This is a genomic window from Alphaproteobacteria bacterium (assembly GCA_040216735.1).
Lineage (GTDB): Bacteria > Pseudomonadota > Alphaproteobacteria > SHVP01 > SHVP01 > CALJDF01.
On the sequence record JAVJOO010000003.1, the window covers coordinates 78,029 to 91,872 of the forward strand.

Below are 13,844 nucleotides of genomic sequence, written 5' to 3' on the forward strand. Positions count from 1 at the left end.
AGCACCAGCCGTTACTTAAAATATTAAGTCGACGTCTGGATTACAGTTGATCTAACGGGGATTATTCCGATGACTCGACGATGAGTCAAATCAGCACGAAAATCGTTTGGTGATTTTGCCGCGGTCGAATGGTGATTTTGAATGGCCGTGGCCTCGGCCCGCGGTCATCGGCGGCGGGCGACTCTACTTCGACGTCGCCACGAATACGCCGTCCCAGTCTTCCCCTGGTGGCGCGGCGCGATATGCCGCAATCCGCTCTTCGTAGAGGTCATAAAGTTCATCCAGGCCGCCTAACCCATGGGCTTCGCCATTCGTGCGTCGGGCGAGGTCGCGGCAGGTTGCGATTTGTTGCATCGCGCGGTCCCATTGCTGACCGCGATAGGCCGCGATCATGGCGTCGTGCTCGCGTTCGAGATGTTGAAACGGTTCGGTCGCTTTCTCGGCCGAGTCGCCGCGTAGGCCGTAGATCAGCACCGGCTCGGTTTTGCCCTTGACCGCGATCAGGTCGAGTTCGATCGACGCGTATTCGGGGGCCGCTTTGCGTGTTTCGACACCGATCACCACGCCCACGCCGTAGTTCTTCGATTGACCTTCGAGGCGTGCCGCCAAGTTCACCGCATCGCCCAACACCGAATAGTCGAAGCGTTTGTCAGACCCCATGTTGCCGACGCAGCATTCGCCGGTGTTCAAGCCGATGCCGATATTGATGGGGTAGTGCGGCCGGGACTCGCTCTCGGCTTCCTGTTTCAGTTTGTCGTTGAGCCCATGAAGCGCATTGAACATTGCCAGAGCGGAGTCGCACCCATGCGCCGCGTGTGCCGAATCGTCCAGTGGGGCGTTCCAGAACGCCATGATGCAATCGCCCATGTACTTGTCGATCGTTCCCCGGCGGTCGAGGATCATGTCGGTCATCGGCGTGAGAAATCGGTTGATAAGCTTGGTCAATCCGGTCGGATTGGTCTTGAACTGCTCCGAGATCGTCGTGAATCCACGGATGTCGCAAAACAGCAACGTCATGTCGCGCATTTCACCGCCTAGAACGAGTCGTTCCGGTTGTTCGGCGAGTTGCTCGACCAGCGCCGGCGAAAGGTATTGGCTGAACGCGCCGCGTACTTGCCGTTTCTCCGCCTCGGTCTTGAGGAAGTTGAGAAGCGTACTCGACATGTAGACAAGGACGACGACCGACGACGCATAGATCGGGTCCAAGAGCCACAGTTCTTCGCGATACAGGTACCACGAAGCCGCCACGGCAACCCCAATCCCCAGGGCGCCCACGATCGCACTCCACAGCGCGCCAAGGCGGGGCAAGATCACAACCAGGAGCAGGCCGAGCAAGATCATATAGAAGTACTCGCCACCCTCCGCCCAGTCCGGGCGTTGCAGATAGTGCCCAAGGAGCATTTGTTCGACCGCTTGGACGTGGACCTCGACGCCGGGCGCCGCAGCGGTGAGCGGTGTGGCCCGGATGTCGAAGAGGCCGGCGGCCGATGTGCCGATGAACACGATCTGTCCTTCGACGCTCGCCGGATCGAAGTCGGCACTAAAAACCTTCCACGCCGGAATACGACGTTCGGGCACTTGCTTGGTGAAGTGCACCCACATGCGGCCCTGCGGTCCTGTGGGGACCTCGATCCGTCCGATTTTGACCGCCGTGAGGCCGAGTTTCACGCCGCCATAGCCGACTTCGCCGCTTGCCCCGGCAGACTTGATAATGTAGCCGGGTGCACCTTGCACGACGCGGATGACCTCGGCGCTGAGCGACGGATAGGGCCTGTCCTGCCCCTCGAGCCGCAGGAACAGCGGGACCCGGCGAACGATCCCGTCGCGCTCTGCAATCAGGTTGAAACTGCCGTTACCCGTCGCATTCTCGGACAGCGCGTCGAGGGTCGCCACCGCGCCGCGGAAACCGAACAGGTGATTGAGCGGATTGTCGCCGCCGTAAGAGACCGAGCCTTTGTGGACCGGAGCGCGCGGCAGGCTAGGGTCGCCGGTCAAGACGAAGCCGGTGATGACCGGGGTCTGCGCAATTACGTCAGCCAGGATCGCATCGTGGTCGGGTAGCGAGTCGATATTTGCCTTGAGGGCTTCGACCTCGCGAGTCAGGGGCCATAGGTCGATGATGTATTGCGGCGAGGTTCGATCCGGTTCGGCGAATACGATATCGAAAGCAATAGCGGCCGCCCCTGCATTGGCGAGTTGCGCAACGAGTTGCGCGACGAAGGTCCGCGGCCACGGCCACTGCCCGATTCGTTCCAGCGACTCGTCGTCAAGGTCGACATACTTGACGGGGACGGGCACATACTCCCGCGGCGCGAGCCGCTGGTAAACGTCGAAGACACGCATCCGAAGTTCCTCGACTTGCGGCACGGCGGCGCGAACGACGACCGCTGCTAAGATCATCGCAAGCGGGATCAGGATGTGGTGCGCGCGCCGGAGACGTCTCAGCATAGGGCCATGGGGTCCGTCGTGTTGTTTCGGCAAGCCTACGCGCTATGCGGCGCGCGCTCTAGGCATCGACGAATTCGCGCCAGATTTTATCTAGCCCTTGGTGATTGCGCACAAAGATGTCGATAAGGCCGGGGTCGAAATGGCCCGCCGGATCAAGCCGCTTGTCGCCGTTAACGATCACTTCGACCGCGCGGTCGTGGGAGTAGGCGGGCTTGTAGGAGCGTTTGGCACGCAACGCATCGTAGGTGTCGGCCAGCGCGACGATCCGCGCTGAAATCGGAATCTCTTCGCCCTTCACCCCATGCGGGTATCCCGAACCGTCCCACTTTTCGTGATGGAAGAGGGCGATCTCTGCGGCCAGCTTCAATCGGTGAGAATGCGAGAGGATCTGGAAACCGAAGATCGGATGCTGATCCATCTGGCTACGTTCCTCGGGCGTCAGTTCGCCGCCTTTATTGAGGATTCCTTGGTCGACGCTGAGTTTGCCGACGTCGTGAAGCTGGGCGGAGTATCGTATCTCGTCGCAAAATTCCTTGGCCATCCCCAAGCGCTGCGCCAGGAAGTAGGCGTATTCATTGACACGGACAATATGATTGCCAGTACCCTCATCGTGGATTTCGGCGGCGCGGGCCAGCAAACTGATCGAAAGCTTGAAAGCGTCCTCGGTTTCGGCCTGAAGCTGGCCGATCCGTTCACGCTGCCGCGCGAGCGTCCGGTTGCGCTGGCGTAGTTTGGCGTTTTTTTCTTCGATCTGTTCAAGATTGTCGGTGCGTTCAACATAGCCGGAGATCACTGCAGCAACTTCCATCAGTCCTGCAATGGCTTCGTCCGAAAAAGCTTCTTCGTTGGGTTTCGCGTCGCGTTGCATCGTCAATTCGATAACGGCGACGACGCGGCCTTGGAAGGTCTTGATCGGGAAGCACGCCAACGGCCCGACATCGAACCCCGGCGCTTCAAGGGCAGGGTTGAAGCTGTAGGGGCGGGCTAGCGGTACCTTGCCGACGTCGCCCAATCGGACTACATCGCCCGAACCGGCAACGTAGCCCGCGATCGTCGCAGCATTGAGCGGGATGAGGTCGTTCTGCGTTGCGCGCAACGCGGCGAGCGCATTTTGCCGCGCGATCGGTGCTAGGACCCGTTCGCGACCGCGCCGGCGCACAATGTAGGCGGTGCCTGCGTCGGCACCCGTCATTTCTCGGCATTTGCCGAGAAAGCGGTCGAGAAGCTGGCTCACGTTGCGGGGCGCGTCCTGTTCGACGTGCGCTAGTAGTTCAAGAACAAGACTCATGACTTCGGAGCGGTTGGTTCGGTTGTCATATCGGTCACAATACGCGCGACTATTGGACCTTCGCAATTGGGCCCACGGCGTCCGCCCGCGGCACTACACGTTTGTTCGTGCCAGTATGGCGAGGCGAAGTTTCGTTCACGTTAATGCCGCGCCTCGACGATGCGCAGAGCAATAATTTCCGTTCACGCGAGGTACCGCGCACCTGCCATTTGCTATGCCACGCGGCCCAGGATCGCATGTGTCGCACAAAAGAAACTCGGCGAAAAAGTAGCCGACTTGGCTCCATGAACTTGTTGACGCTAGGTCAAGGTCGCTGCCGTATTTTCGGTCTTGCGCTTGGTGACCCGACGCGATGTCGTTAAGGTTAATCCAAGTCGATAGGAAGAAATGGTCCGGTCGTTTCGCGGTCGGCCTGCCTATCGATACGAAACATCAAGGGAGATGAGACATGAAACCAATAAAGTTCCTAGCCGCCGCGGCGTTGGCGGTCGGCACGATCGGTGCCTCCGCAACGGTCAGTCAAGCGGGGACGCTTGACGACGTGAAGGCCGCAGGCGTTCTCAAATGCGGGATCAACACAGGACTGCCGGGCTTTGCATACACCGATGATGCCGGTAACTGGACCGGTTTTGACGCCGCATTCTGCCGCGCGGTTGCAGCCGCGGTTTTCGGCGACGGCAACAAGGTTCAGTTCGTCAACCTGACCGGTGCCAACCGCTTCCCGGCCTTGGCTTCGGGAGAAATTGATCTCCTGTCGCGTAACACGACGTGGACCTTTTCGCGCGACGTGGATCTCGGCTTCACCTTTGTGGGCGTCAATTACTACGACGGCCAAGGCTTTATCGGCCGCAAGTCGCTTGGCGTAAAAAGCGCCAAGGAACTGGATGGCGCCTCGGTTTGTATCCAAACCGGCACGACGACCGAGTTGAACCTTGCGGACTTCTTCCGGGTCAACAACATCAAGTTTGAGCCGGTGCCGATCGAAACCAACGAAGAAGCCCGTGTCGCCTACCTTGCCGACCGTTGCGACGTTTACACGACCGACGCGTCGGGCCTCGCGGCGACCAAGACCACGTTCGAAGACGCCAATGCCCATATGGTCTTCCCGGAGATCATTTCGAAAGAGCCGCTCGGGCCACTCGTCCGGCAGGGCGACGATCAATGGGCTGACGTGGCGCGCTGGACCCTGAACGTCTTGGTCAATGCCGAAGAGTACGGCGTGACCCAGGCCAACGTCGCGCAGATGGCGGCGGGGAGCGACAACCCGGAGATCAACCGGATGCTGGGTTCCGAAGGCTCACTGGGCGAAATGCTTGGTTTGCAAAAGGACTGGGCGGCGAATGTGATCAAAGCTGTCGGCAACTACGGGGAAATCTTCGATCGGTTCCTCGGTCCGAACACGGCCCTCGGGTTGGAGCGTGGTCAAAACGCGCTCTACACCAAGGGTGGCCTCCTCTACGCGCCACCGATGCGCTAAGAGTGGCTTGCGCGTCGTCCGCTCAGCGGGCGACGCGCAACCTTCACTATGATCTTCCCAACCGCCGTCGTAACCGATGACTGACGTCACCCGGGATACCGGCCTTAAGGTCGGCCGCCTGTGGAGCGACGAACGCGCCCGAAGCGCGCTTTTCCAGATCCTGGTCGTATTGGGCCTCGCCCTGTTGGTGGCGTTCATCGTCGCCAACACGATGGCCAACCTCCAAGCCCGGGGTCTTGAGCCCGGATATGGTTTCCTCGGCGACCCAGCATTCTTCGAGATCAATCAAAAGCTGATCGACTACGCATCGACCTCGACGTTCGGTCGGGCGATGGTTGTCGGCCTCCTCAATACGATCCTTGTCGCCGCCCTTGGGATTGTGACGGCGACGGTGATCGGGTTCGTCGCAGGCGTTCTGCGGTTGTCGAACAATTGGCTGATCGTGCGCTTGATCAGCGTCTACGTCGAGTTCACCCGCAACGTGCCGGTTCTACTGCAGATCGTGTTTTGGTGGTCGATTCTGACGGGCCTGCCAAAGGTTGCCGATAGTCTGTCGATCGGCGGTGCACTCTTTCTCAACAACCGAGGGGTGCGGATGCCCGCGCCGATCCTCGAAAGCGGATTCGGCTGGGTTGTCGTATTTTTCCTGTTGGGCATCGTCGCGGCGGTGGTTATCGGGCGCTGGGCCTACCGACGCCAAATGGCGACAGGCCAAACGTTTCCAACCTTTTGGGTTGGCCTTGGCCTAGCGGTTGTGCCTGCGCTGTTGATATATGTCCTGCTAGGCCAGCCGTTGTCGTGGGATGTCCCGGAGCAAACCCGGTTCAACTTTCGCGGCGGCTTCAATGTGACGCCCGAGCTCGTCGCCCTTTGGTGGGCGCTTGCTACCTATACCGGTGCGTTTATCTCGGAGATCGTACGCGCCGGTATCCTATCGGTCAGTAAGGGGCAAACCGAAGCGGCGCACGCCTTGGGTCTGCGACCCGGCTTGACGATGCGCAAGATCATCATTCCGCAAGCGCTACGCGTCATTATCCCGCCCTTGACCAGCCAGTATCTCAATCTCACCAAGAATTCGTCGCTGGCGATTGCGATCGGCTACCAGGACTTCGTGTCGATCGGGAACACCGTTTTGAACCAAAGCGGCCAAGCGATCGAAGTCGTGAGCCTGTGGATGGTGGTTTACCTCAGCCTCAGCCTGGGGACTTCCGCATTCATGAATTGGTACAACAAACACATCGCCTTGGTGGAACGATGACGGTGCCCTCCTTTTTTCGACAGCCAGACGACATGCTGCCAGAGCGCCCGCCGCCGGTCGCGATGTCGGGCGTTGTTGGTTGGTTGCGGAGCAACTTGTTCTCCGGGTGGGCGAGCACCATCCTGACGCTGGCCAGCCTTTATGCGCTTTGGCTGATCATTCCCGGTTTGTTGGACTGGGCGTATTTCGACGCCGATTTCGCCGGTACAGACAGATTCGCTTGCACCGGCACCGGGGCGTGTTGGGCGTGGTTCGATCAGCGGATCGATCAGTTCCTCTACGGCTTCTATCCGCCCGAACAGACCTGGCGCGTCAACCTGGCGCTTCTCCTCCTCGCACCCGCATTGGCGCCCATTCTGTTCGACAAGATGCCGGGCGCGAAGCGGCTCCGCTGGTTTTCGTTGGCCTATCCGTTCGTCGCCACGATCTTGCTGATCGGCGGATTCGGGCTGGAGCAAGTGCCCACGGCGAAATTCGGCGGCTTCATGCTGAATGTCACTGTCGGCCTCGCCGGAATCGTATTGTCGTTGCCGATCGGTATCGTTTTGGCCTTGGGCCGCCGCTCAAAAATGCCGATCGTGCGGATGCTGTCGGTGGCGTTCATCGAAGTTTTTCGCGGCGTTCCGCTGATCACGCTTCTTTTCGTGGCCGCGATCCTGCTCCCGATCTTTCTGCCGACCTCCTTCAGTCTGGATTTGGTCGTCCGGGTCATCATCGTCGTAACGGCCTTTGCGTCGGCCTATATGGCCGAAGTCATTCGCGGCGGTTTGCAGGCGATCCCCCGGGGCCAATACGAAGCGGCCCAGGCGCTTGGGCTTGGCTATTGGAAGATGATGGGGCTAATCGTTTTGCCCCAGGCACTTAAGATATCCATCCCTGGAATCGTCAACACATTCATCGGGTTGTTCAAAGATACGACGCTGGTGATCGTCATCGGTCTCTTCGACGTGCTCAATATCGGACGCACCATGATCTCCAACCCCGATTGGTTGGGCTTGGCGGTCGAGATGCAGGTCTTCATTTCACTCTTCTTTTTCGTCGTATGTTTCTCCATGTCGCGGTACTCGGTCTATCTCGAGCAACGCCTCGACACGACCAAACGTTAGAGGGCAACCATGTCCACGGATCAAAGCCAGGCCACACAAGACGCGCAGCCGATGATCGAGATCGTCGGCCTCAACAAGTGGTTCGGACCTTTCCATGTCCTGCGTGACATCAACCTCTCGGTTGCGCCGCAGGAACGGATTGTCATCTGCGGCCCGTCGGGCTCGGGTAAGTCGACGCTCATTCGGTGCATCAATCGGTTGGAGGAGCATCAAGAGGGCACCATCAAGGTCGACGGCACCGAACTGACCCATGATCTCAAGAACATCGATGCGATTCGGCGCGAGGTCGGGATGGTCTTTCAGCAGTTCAACCTGTTTCCCCACTTGACGGTTCTGGAGAACTGCACGCTGGGGCCGATCTGGGTCCGCAAGACGCCCAAGCGGGAGGCCGAGAAGGTCGCGATGGAGTTGCTTGAAAGGGTCAAAATCCCGGAGCAGGCCGACAAATACCCTGGCCAGTTGTCGGGCGGACAGCAGCAACGCGTCGCGATCGCCCGTAGTCTGTGTATGCGTCCCAATATCATGCTGTTCGACGAACCGACATCGGCGCTGGACCCGGAGATGATCAAGGAAGTCCTCGACGTCATGGTCGACCTCGCGCAGACCGGCATGACGATGTTGGTTGTTACCCACGAAATGGGATTCGCCGCCCAGGTCGCCGACCGCGTGATCTTCATGGACGCCGGTCAAATCGTCGAGCAGAACACGCCCGACGAATTCTTCAACAACCCGCAATCCGACCGTACCAAACTGTTCCTGAGTCAGATTCTAAGCCACTGATGCGGCCCATCGTTCGGCCGATGGTCGATGCGGATGCGGCGGCCGTGCTGGCGATCTACCAAGCCGGCATCGACGCGGGCGACGCGACCTTTGAATCCAAAGCGCCGGACTGGCCCGACTGGACAGCAGCCCATCACCGACATAGTCGCTTGGTCGCGGATAGTGGCGGCACGGTGATCGGTTGGGCGGCCCTGGCGCCGGTATCGCGCCGCAAGGTCTACTGCGGCGTCGCCGAAGTCAGCATCTACGTCGCCGCAGAACACTTCGGCAAAGGCGTCGGCGGCTTGCTCATGGGTGCTTTGATCGTCAGTGCCGAGCGCGAGGGCGTGTGGACCCTCCAATCATCGATCTTCGAGGAAAACACAGCGAGCGCGCGGCTCCATGCGCGGCACGGCTTCCGCACCGTCGGTCGTCGCGTGCGCGTCGCCCGCATGGGCCATGGCCCCATGCGGGGCCGATGGCGCGATACGATTATCCTAGAACGCCGCAGCGTCAAGGTTGGCAAGACGTGAACGACGGAGGCCGGTGCATCCGTTTGCCGAAAACTGCATTTAGCAGCAAAAGCTATTCGGCAACCTTCAGGTATTCGATCACGTCCTCGATCTCGTCCTCTTTCTTCAACCCGGCAAAGCTCATCTTGGTGCCTTTGACGAAGGCCCGCGGGTTTTCGAGATACTCTTCAAGGTTCTCTTCATTCCATGTGATTCCGGACTCTGCCATCGCCTTCGAGTAGCGGTATCCCTCGGCCGTCGCTGCCTCGCGTCCGATAATCCCGTGCAGATTAGGCCCGACCTTGTGTTTTCCGTCGGCCTCGACCGAATGGCATGCGGCGCATTTGCGGAACACCTTGGCGCCTTTCTCAGCATCGCCGTCGGCCCACGCGCCATTACTCACGACACCAATTGCGACCGCAACGACCAGAAAACTCAAACCTCTAAACATCGGGCAACCTCTTTTTTTTGCGTTGCCGACCATAGAAAACCTGAATTGTAACGGCAACATTGCCGACATGACGATTTCTTCATCCGCCGTGAGGAGGCTAAACTCGAACATCTTCTGCGGGGACGATTTGCGTATGGCGGGCGACGGGACTTGGCTTGAAACCTGGGAGAGCGACGGCCGCCAGGTTATCGCGCCAGTCGGTCGTTGGGCGGTCGGCGGTCTCTTCGCAGTGGAAAAGGAGATCCGCGCAATGGCCGCCGCCTCCGCCGGACCGACCCTAATCGATTTGGCTAAGGTCGAGGTGCTCGACACCGCCGGTGCCTGGACCATCTACCGGACCGCGAGAGACCTTGAGGCTAGGGGCATTGCTGTCGACTTGGTCGGCGTGAACGACGCCCAAGCGGCGATGATCGAAGCCGTGCGCGCGGCCGAGACCGAAGTCGAGCCCGACGAACCTACCGGCAATTCCTTCGTCAACATGGTGGAACACGTTGGCAGGAGCGCCGTCGATATCGGGCGCGAGACGGCCGACCTGTTGGGCTTTTTCGGCTTGATCTTGACCACCGCGGCGCGCGCCCTTACGCGCCCGCACAAGCTCCGCACGACCTCGCTCTTTTACCATATGGAAGAAGTCGGTCTGAATGCTATCCCGATCGTCGGCCTGATGGCCTTTTTGATCGGCATCGTGCTCGCGTTCCAAGGCGCCAGCCAACTACAGCGGTTCGGTGCCGAAGTCTTCGTCGTCAACCTCGTCGCGGTTTCGGTGTTGCGCGAGATCGGCGTCTTGATGACGGCGATCATCGTCGCCGGCCGGTCGGGCAGCGCCTTCACCGCTCAGATCGGGTCCATGAAGGTGAACGAAGAGGTCGACGCGATGCAGACGCTGGGACTCGACCCGATCGAGGTTCTCGTACTGCCGCGGTTGTTTGCCCTGGTCCTTACGCTCCCATTGCTGGCATTCTTCGCCGATATCATGGGCCTAGTAGGCGGCGGCCTCATGGCCTGGATTGCCCTCGATATTTCGCCGGCGACGTTCATCGAGCGCCTGCGTGATGCCGTTAGTATGTGGTCGTTCTGGGTTGGCATTCTCAAGGCGCCGTTCTTCGCGTTCATGATCGCGATGATCGGGTGCTACGAAGGTTTCCAAGTCACCGGCAGCGCCACCAGCGTGGGCCAGCGCACGACGCGTGCGGTCGTCGAAGCGATATTCCTGGTGATCGTGATTGACGCGGCGTTTTCCATCTTTTTCCAAGTGGTCGGTATCTGATGGCCGGGCAAGACAGCGACATCGCCATCCGAATACGCGGACTGCGAACGGAGTTTGGAACGCAGGTTATTCACAACGACCTCGATTTAGATGTGCGCCGCGGCGAGGTCATTGGCGTCGTCGGCGGATCGGGGACGGGTAAGTCTGTCCTGCTCAGAACCATTGTTGGGCTCAACAAACCGACTGCCGGGTCTATCGAGGTATTGGACCGACCGGTCACCGGCGCGTCGCGCGAGGAGATGCTGGAATTAGAAAAACGATGGGGGGTTCTATTCCAGGACGGCGCGTTGTTCAGCTCGTTGACGGTCGAAGAGAACATAGAGGTGCCGCTTAAGGAGCACACCGCGATGGCCCACGACTTCCGCAAAGAGGTCGCGGCGCTCAAGCTGCGCATGGTCGGTTTGCCGATGACTGCGTGCCACAAGTTTCCGTCCCAGCTCTCCGGCGGTATGCGCAAACGCGCAGGGCTGGCACGTGCGCTCGCGCTGGATCCCGATATTCTCTTTCTCGACGAACCGACGGCGGGCCTCGACCCGATCGGCGCCGCCGCCTTCGACCAGTTGATTCGGCGATTGCAGCAGTCGTTGGGACTGACCGTGTTCATGGTTACCCACGATCTGGACAGCCTCAATGCAATTTGCGACCGTATCGCCGTCCTTGCCGACCACCGGGTGTCCGTGATTGGACCGATGGATGACATGCTGAGAAGCGATCACCCTTGGGTGCGTGAGTATTTTCATGGCCCGCGCGCCAGGGCCGCGCTGGGATAGACGGGGAGTCGACGTGGAAAATAGAGCGAACTATATCCTGGTCGGCTCGTTTGTCCTTTTGATCGTGCTAGGCCTGTTCGGGTTTGTGATTTGGTTGGCCAAGCTCGAAGTCGACCGTGAATTCGCGCGCTACACCATCTATTTCGACGGGTCGGTCTCGGGCCTTAGTACTGCGAGCAGCGTTCTCTATAACGGGATACCGGTCGGCACTGTCGACTCGATCCGGATCGACCCGCAAAACCCGCAACGGGTCCGCGTCGTGGTCGACATCGCGACCGATACGCCGGTCAAGAAGGATTCGGTCGCCGAACTACAGGCCCAAGGCATCACAGGCGTTTCGTTGGTCGCGCTGACCGGCGGCAGCGCGACAAGTCCGGCCCTAACCGAGGTGCCTCCCGGCGAGCGCTACCCGGTGATCGATTCGCGCCCCTCCCAGTTTCAGCGCCTGTTTCAGGGTGCGCCCGATCTGATCGCGCGCGGCGTTGAGCTGCTGGAGCAAACCAAACGGCTGGTCAACGACGATAACATCAAAGCGCTATCGGCGATCATCGGGGACGTTCAGACCTTGTCGGGCGAACTTGCGGGCCGTGCTGGCGATCTGGGCAGCATTCTTGGTAACGTCCAAGAAACGTCCGACGAAATGAAAAAGGCGGCCGTGTCCCTCAATACTCTCGTCCAGACGCTCGATGCGCGCGTTGACACCTTGTCGGAGAGCGCGGACGCGACCTTGGCGGTTCTGCGCGGCGCGGTGACGACTGCCGACGGCGTGGTCGAAAACGACCTGCGCGGTCTCATACAGGAGCTCCGCGCCACCGCAACGTCGGTGACCCAGGTTTCGGACGGTCTGAACGTCATTGTCGAGGAGACGAGGCAACCGATCGCCGACTTTTCGGCCGAGGGACTTTACGAGTTCTCCGGCCTGATCGCCGACATGCGTGCCCTCATGGGCGACCTGTCGCGGCTTACCACGGCCATCGAGTCCGATCCGGCACAATTCCTATTTGGCGACGCGCAGCGGGGGTTTGAAACGCAATGACCTGGCTTGGCAATGACAGGCGGCGGTTCGCGCCATCGCTGGTTCTTCTCGTCGGCCTGCTGGCCGGTTGCGGTGTGTTGCCGGGCGGCGGTCCGCCGGCCGACATGTTCACGCTGACACCCAAGAACACCTTCGATACCGGCCTGCCGGCGGCCGACTGGCAGCTCGTTGTAGAAGAGCCCAGCGCAGCCGGTGGGTTACAGGTGCAGAACATCGCGCTTCGAACCCGGGCGATTGAACTCCAATACTTCGCCGGCGCGCGCTGGACCGAGCGTGCGCCGCGCATGGTGCAGACGCTCCTCGTCGAATCCTTCGAAAACAGCGGCAAGATCGTCGCGGTCGGCCGCCAGACCATCGGGTTGCGCTCGGATTTCAATCTCAAGACCGAACTTCGCGAATTTCAAGCCGAGTACACCAAACCCAACTTGCCGCCCACGGTCCATGTTCGGTTGAGCGCGCGGCTCATTAAACAGCCCCGCCGCGAGATAATCGCTTCCGAGAATTTCGATGCAAGGGTCGTGGCCGAAAGCACGGCGATGGAGGACGTCATCCTCGCGTTCGACGATGCGCTGGGGAAGGTGATCCGCAAAACCGTCGAGTGGAGCTTGACGAGCGGCGCGGCCGCGCGCCGCGTCCGCTAGCGGCCGTCTACTCGGCCGCTTCGCGCGCGTTGCCCCGCGGGTCTTGAAAATCCAAGGCCCGGACCGCGTCAGCCATCGCGCGGTAGTGGTCTCTGCGATCGCCGCCCGCCTGCGGGTATTTTAGCGCACTATGGCTTAGGCCGAGGGTCAACAGCATTTCCGTGGCCTTGTAGCCCGTGGCCAGCGGATTGAGCACAGGCGCGCTGACGCGAGCGGCAATACCGGCGGCAGCGGGAGACATGCAGGTGCATCCCAGCATGATGGTGTCAGCATGGTCTTCGGCAATGGCGCGTTCGCACTCGCGGACGATGCGGTCCTGCTGAGTGATTTCGCCCGACCGCATGTCGGTCACGAAGTTTTCGTCCTCGCTGAGGGTGTCGAGTTCGTCGTCCGCGCTAACGCAGCGGATCGACACGCAGCGATCCTCCATGCGGTAGAGCTGAAGTAGCCCGTGGTAGATGAACAGCAATTGTGGCGGCCAAATCGTGACGATGGAAAATTTGCTGCCGAGCTGGCTGGCGGCGTGCATGGTCGCCTGTCCGGCACCGACGACGGGGATGCGTACCGCCGACCGGAGGGCACTCAAGCCATAGTCGCCGACAGTATTGATAAAGATCGCGTCGAACCCTTCGGCCTCGGCACGCAGACCGGTTTCGATATTGGCGACCTCGCTCATGTTCCGGTTGATTTCATTGACCGGAAAGGCGGGCAAACGCGTTTCGATCAAGAGCGGATCGAAGTCCGGCCCCTTGATATCGAGAATTTCCTGCGGCGGTTTTTGGTCCCCGGTGCGGCGAAATCCGGTTCCGATAACGGCGATCTTTTTCATCG

Annotated in this window: 13 protein-coding genes; 9 read left to right on the forward strand and 4 right to left on the reverse strand. The window is 60.2% G+C overall.

The annotated features are described in order from the left end of the window. Positions 1-183: 183 nt before the first annotated feature. Both RID42_08455 and RID42_08460 read right to left on the reverse strand, forming a co-directional pair. A complete protein-coding gene (locus RID42_08455) occupies positions 184-2,448 on the reverse strand; it encodes an adenylate/guanylate cyclase domain-containing protein (protein MEQ8247701.1) in 2,265 nt (754 codons plus the stop codon). A 58-nt stretch (positions 2,449-2,506) separates the two neighbouring features. Further along, a complete protein-coding gene (locus RID42_08460; GenBank protein MEQ8247702.1) occupies positions 2,507-3,736 on the reverse strand; it encodes an HD domain-containing phosphohydrolase in 1,230 nt (409 codons plus the stop codon). Between the two features lie 448 nt (positions 3,737-4,184). Here RID42_08460 and RID42_08465 point away from each other — a divergent pair, with 448 nt between their 5' ends. From RID42_08465 to RID42_08485, 5 genes are all read left to right on the forward strand, one after another. Then, positions 4,185-5,213, forward strand: coding sequence for an amino acid ABC transporter substrate-binding protein (locus RID42_08465; protein MEQ8247703.1), 1,029 nt, complete (start codon positions 4,185-4,187; stop codon positions 5,211-5,213). A gap of 76 nt (positions 5,214-5,289) precedes the next feature. Next, positions 5,290-6,471, forward strand: coding sequence for an amino acid ABC transporter permease (locus RID42_08470; GenBank protein MEQ8247704.1), 1,182 nt, complete (start codon positions 5,290-5,292; stop codon positions 6,469-6,471). Continuing rightward, entirely contained in the window at positions 6,468-7,577 is a 1,110-nt protein-coding gene (locus RID42_08475; protein ID MEQ8247705.1) for an amino acid ABC transporter permease, read from the forward strand. The genes RID42_08470 and RID42_08475 overlap by 4 nt, the downstream gene beginning before the upstream one ends. A gap of 9 nt (positions 7,578-7,586) precedes the next feature. Continuing rightward, complete coding sequence (locus tag RID42_08480; GenBank protein ID MEQ8247706.1) at positions 7,587-8,357, forward strand: amino acid ABC transporter ATP-binding protein; 771 nt, start codon at positions 7,587-7,589, stop codon at positions 8,355-8,357. Further along, a complete protein-coding gene (locus RID42_08485) occupies positions 8,357-8,869 on the forward strand; it encodes an N-acetyltransferase family protein (GenBank protein MEQ8247707.1) in 513 nt (170 codons plus the stop codon). The genes RID42_08480 and RID42_08485 overlap by 1 nt, the downstream gene beginning before the upstream one ends. Positions 8,870-8,921: 52 nt before the next feature. Here RID42_08485 and RID42_08490 read toward each other — a convergent pair whose 3' ends face one another. Next, positions 8,922-9,299, reverse strand: coding sequence for a cytochrome c family protein (locus RID42_08490; protein ID MEQ8247708.1), 378 nt, complete (start codon positions 9,297-9,299; stop codon positions 8,922-8,924). 133 nt (positions 9,300-9,432) lie between these two features. Between RID42_08490 and RID42_08495 the strand changes: the two genes are divergently transcribed. The 4 genes from RID42_08495 to RID42_08510 are packed head-to-tail and all read left to right on the forward strand — an operon-like array spanning position 9,433 to position 13,013. After that, complete coding sequence (locus tag RID42_08495; GenBank protein MEQ8247709.1) at positions 9,433-10,566, forward strand: MlaE family lipid ABC transporter permease subunit; 1,134 nt, start codon at positions 9,433-9,435, stop codon at positions 10,564-10,566. Beyond that, positions 10,566-11,336 (forward strand): ABC transporter ATP-binding protein, encoded by a 771-nt coding sequence (locus RID42_08500; GenBank protein ID MEQ8247710.1) that lies wholly within the window; start codon positions 10,566-10,568, stop codon positions 11,334-11,336. Before RID42_08495 ends, RID42_08500 begins: the two co-directional genes overlap by 1 nt. 13 nt (positions 11,337-11,349) lie before the next feature. After that, positions 11,350-12,372 (forward strand): MlaD family protein, encoded by a 1,023-nt coding sequence (locus RID42_08505; GenBank protein ID MEQ8247711.1) that lies wholly within the window; start codon positions 11,350-11,352, stop codon positions 12,370-12,372. Then, positions 12,369-13,013: an ABC-type transport auxiliary lipoprotein family protein gene (locus tag RID42_08510; GenBank protein ID MEQ8247712.1), complete on the forward strand. Its 645-nt coding sequence runs from the start codon at positions 12,369-12,371 to the stop codon at positions 13,011-13,013. The genes RID42_08505 and RID42_08510 overlap by 4 nt, the downstream gene beginning before the upstream one ends. 7 nt (positions 13,014-13,020) lie before the next feature. Here RID42_08510 and RID42_08515 read toward each other — a convergent pair whose 3' ends face one another. Beyond that, positions 13,021-13,842, reverse strand: coding sequence for an aspartate/glutamate racemase family protein (locus RID42_08515; GenBank protein ID MEQ8247713.1), 822 nt, complete (start codon positions 13,840-13,842; stop codon positions 13,021-13,023). Between the last annotated feature and the right edge of the window lie 2 nt (positions 13,843-13,844).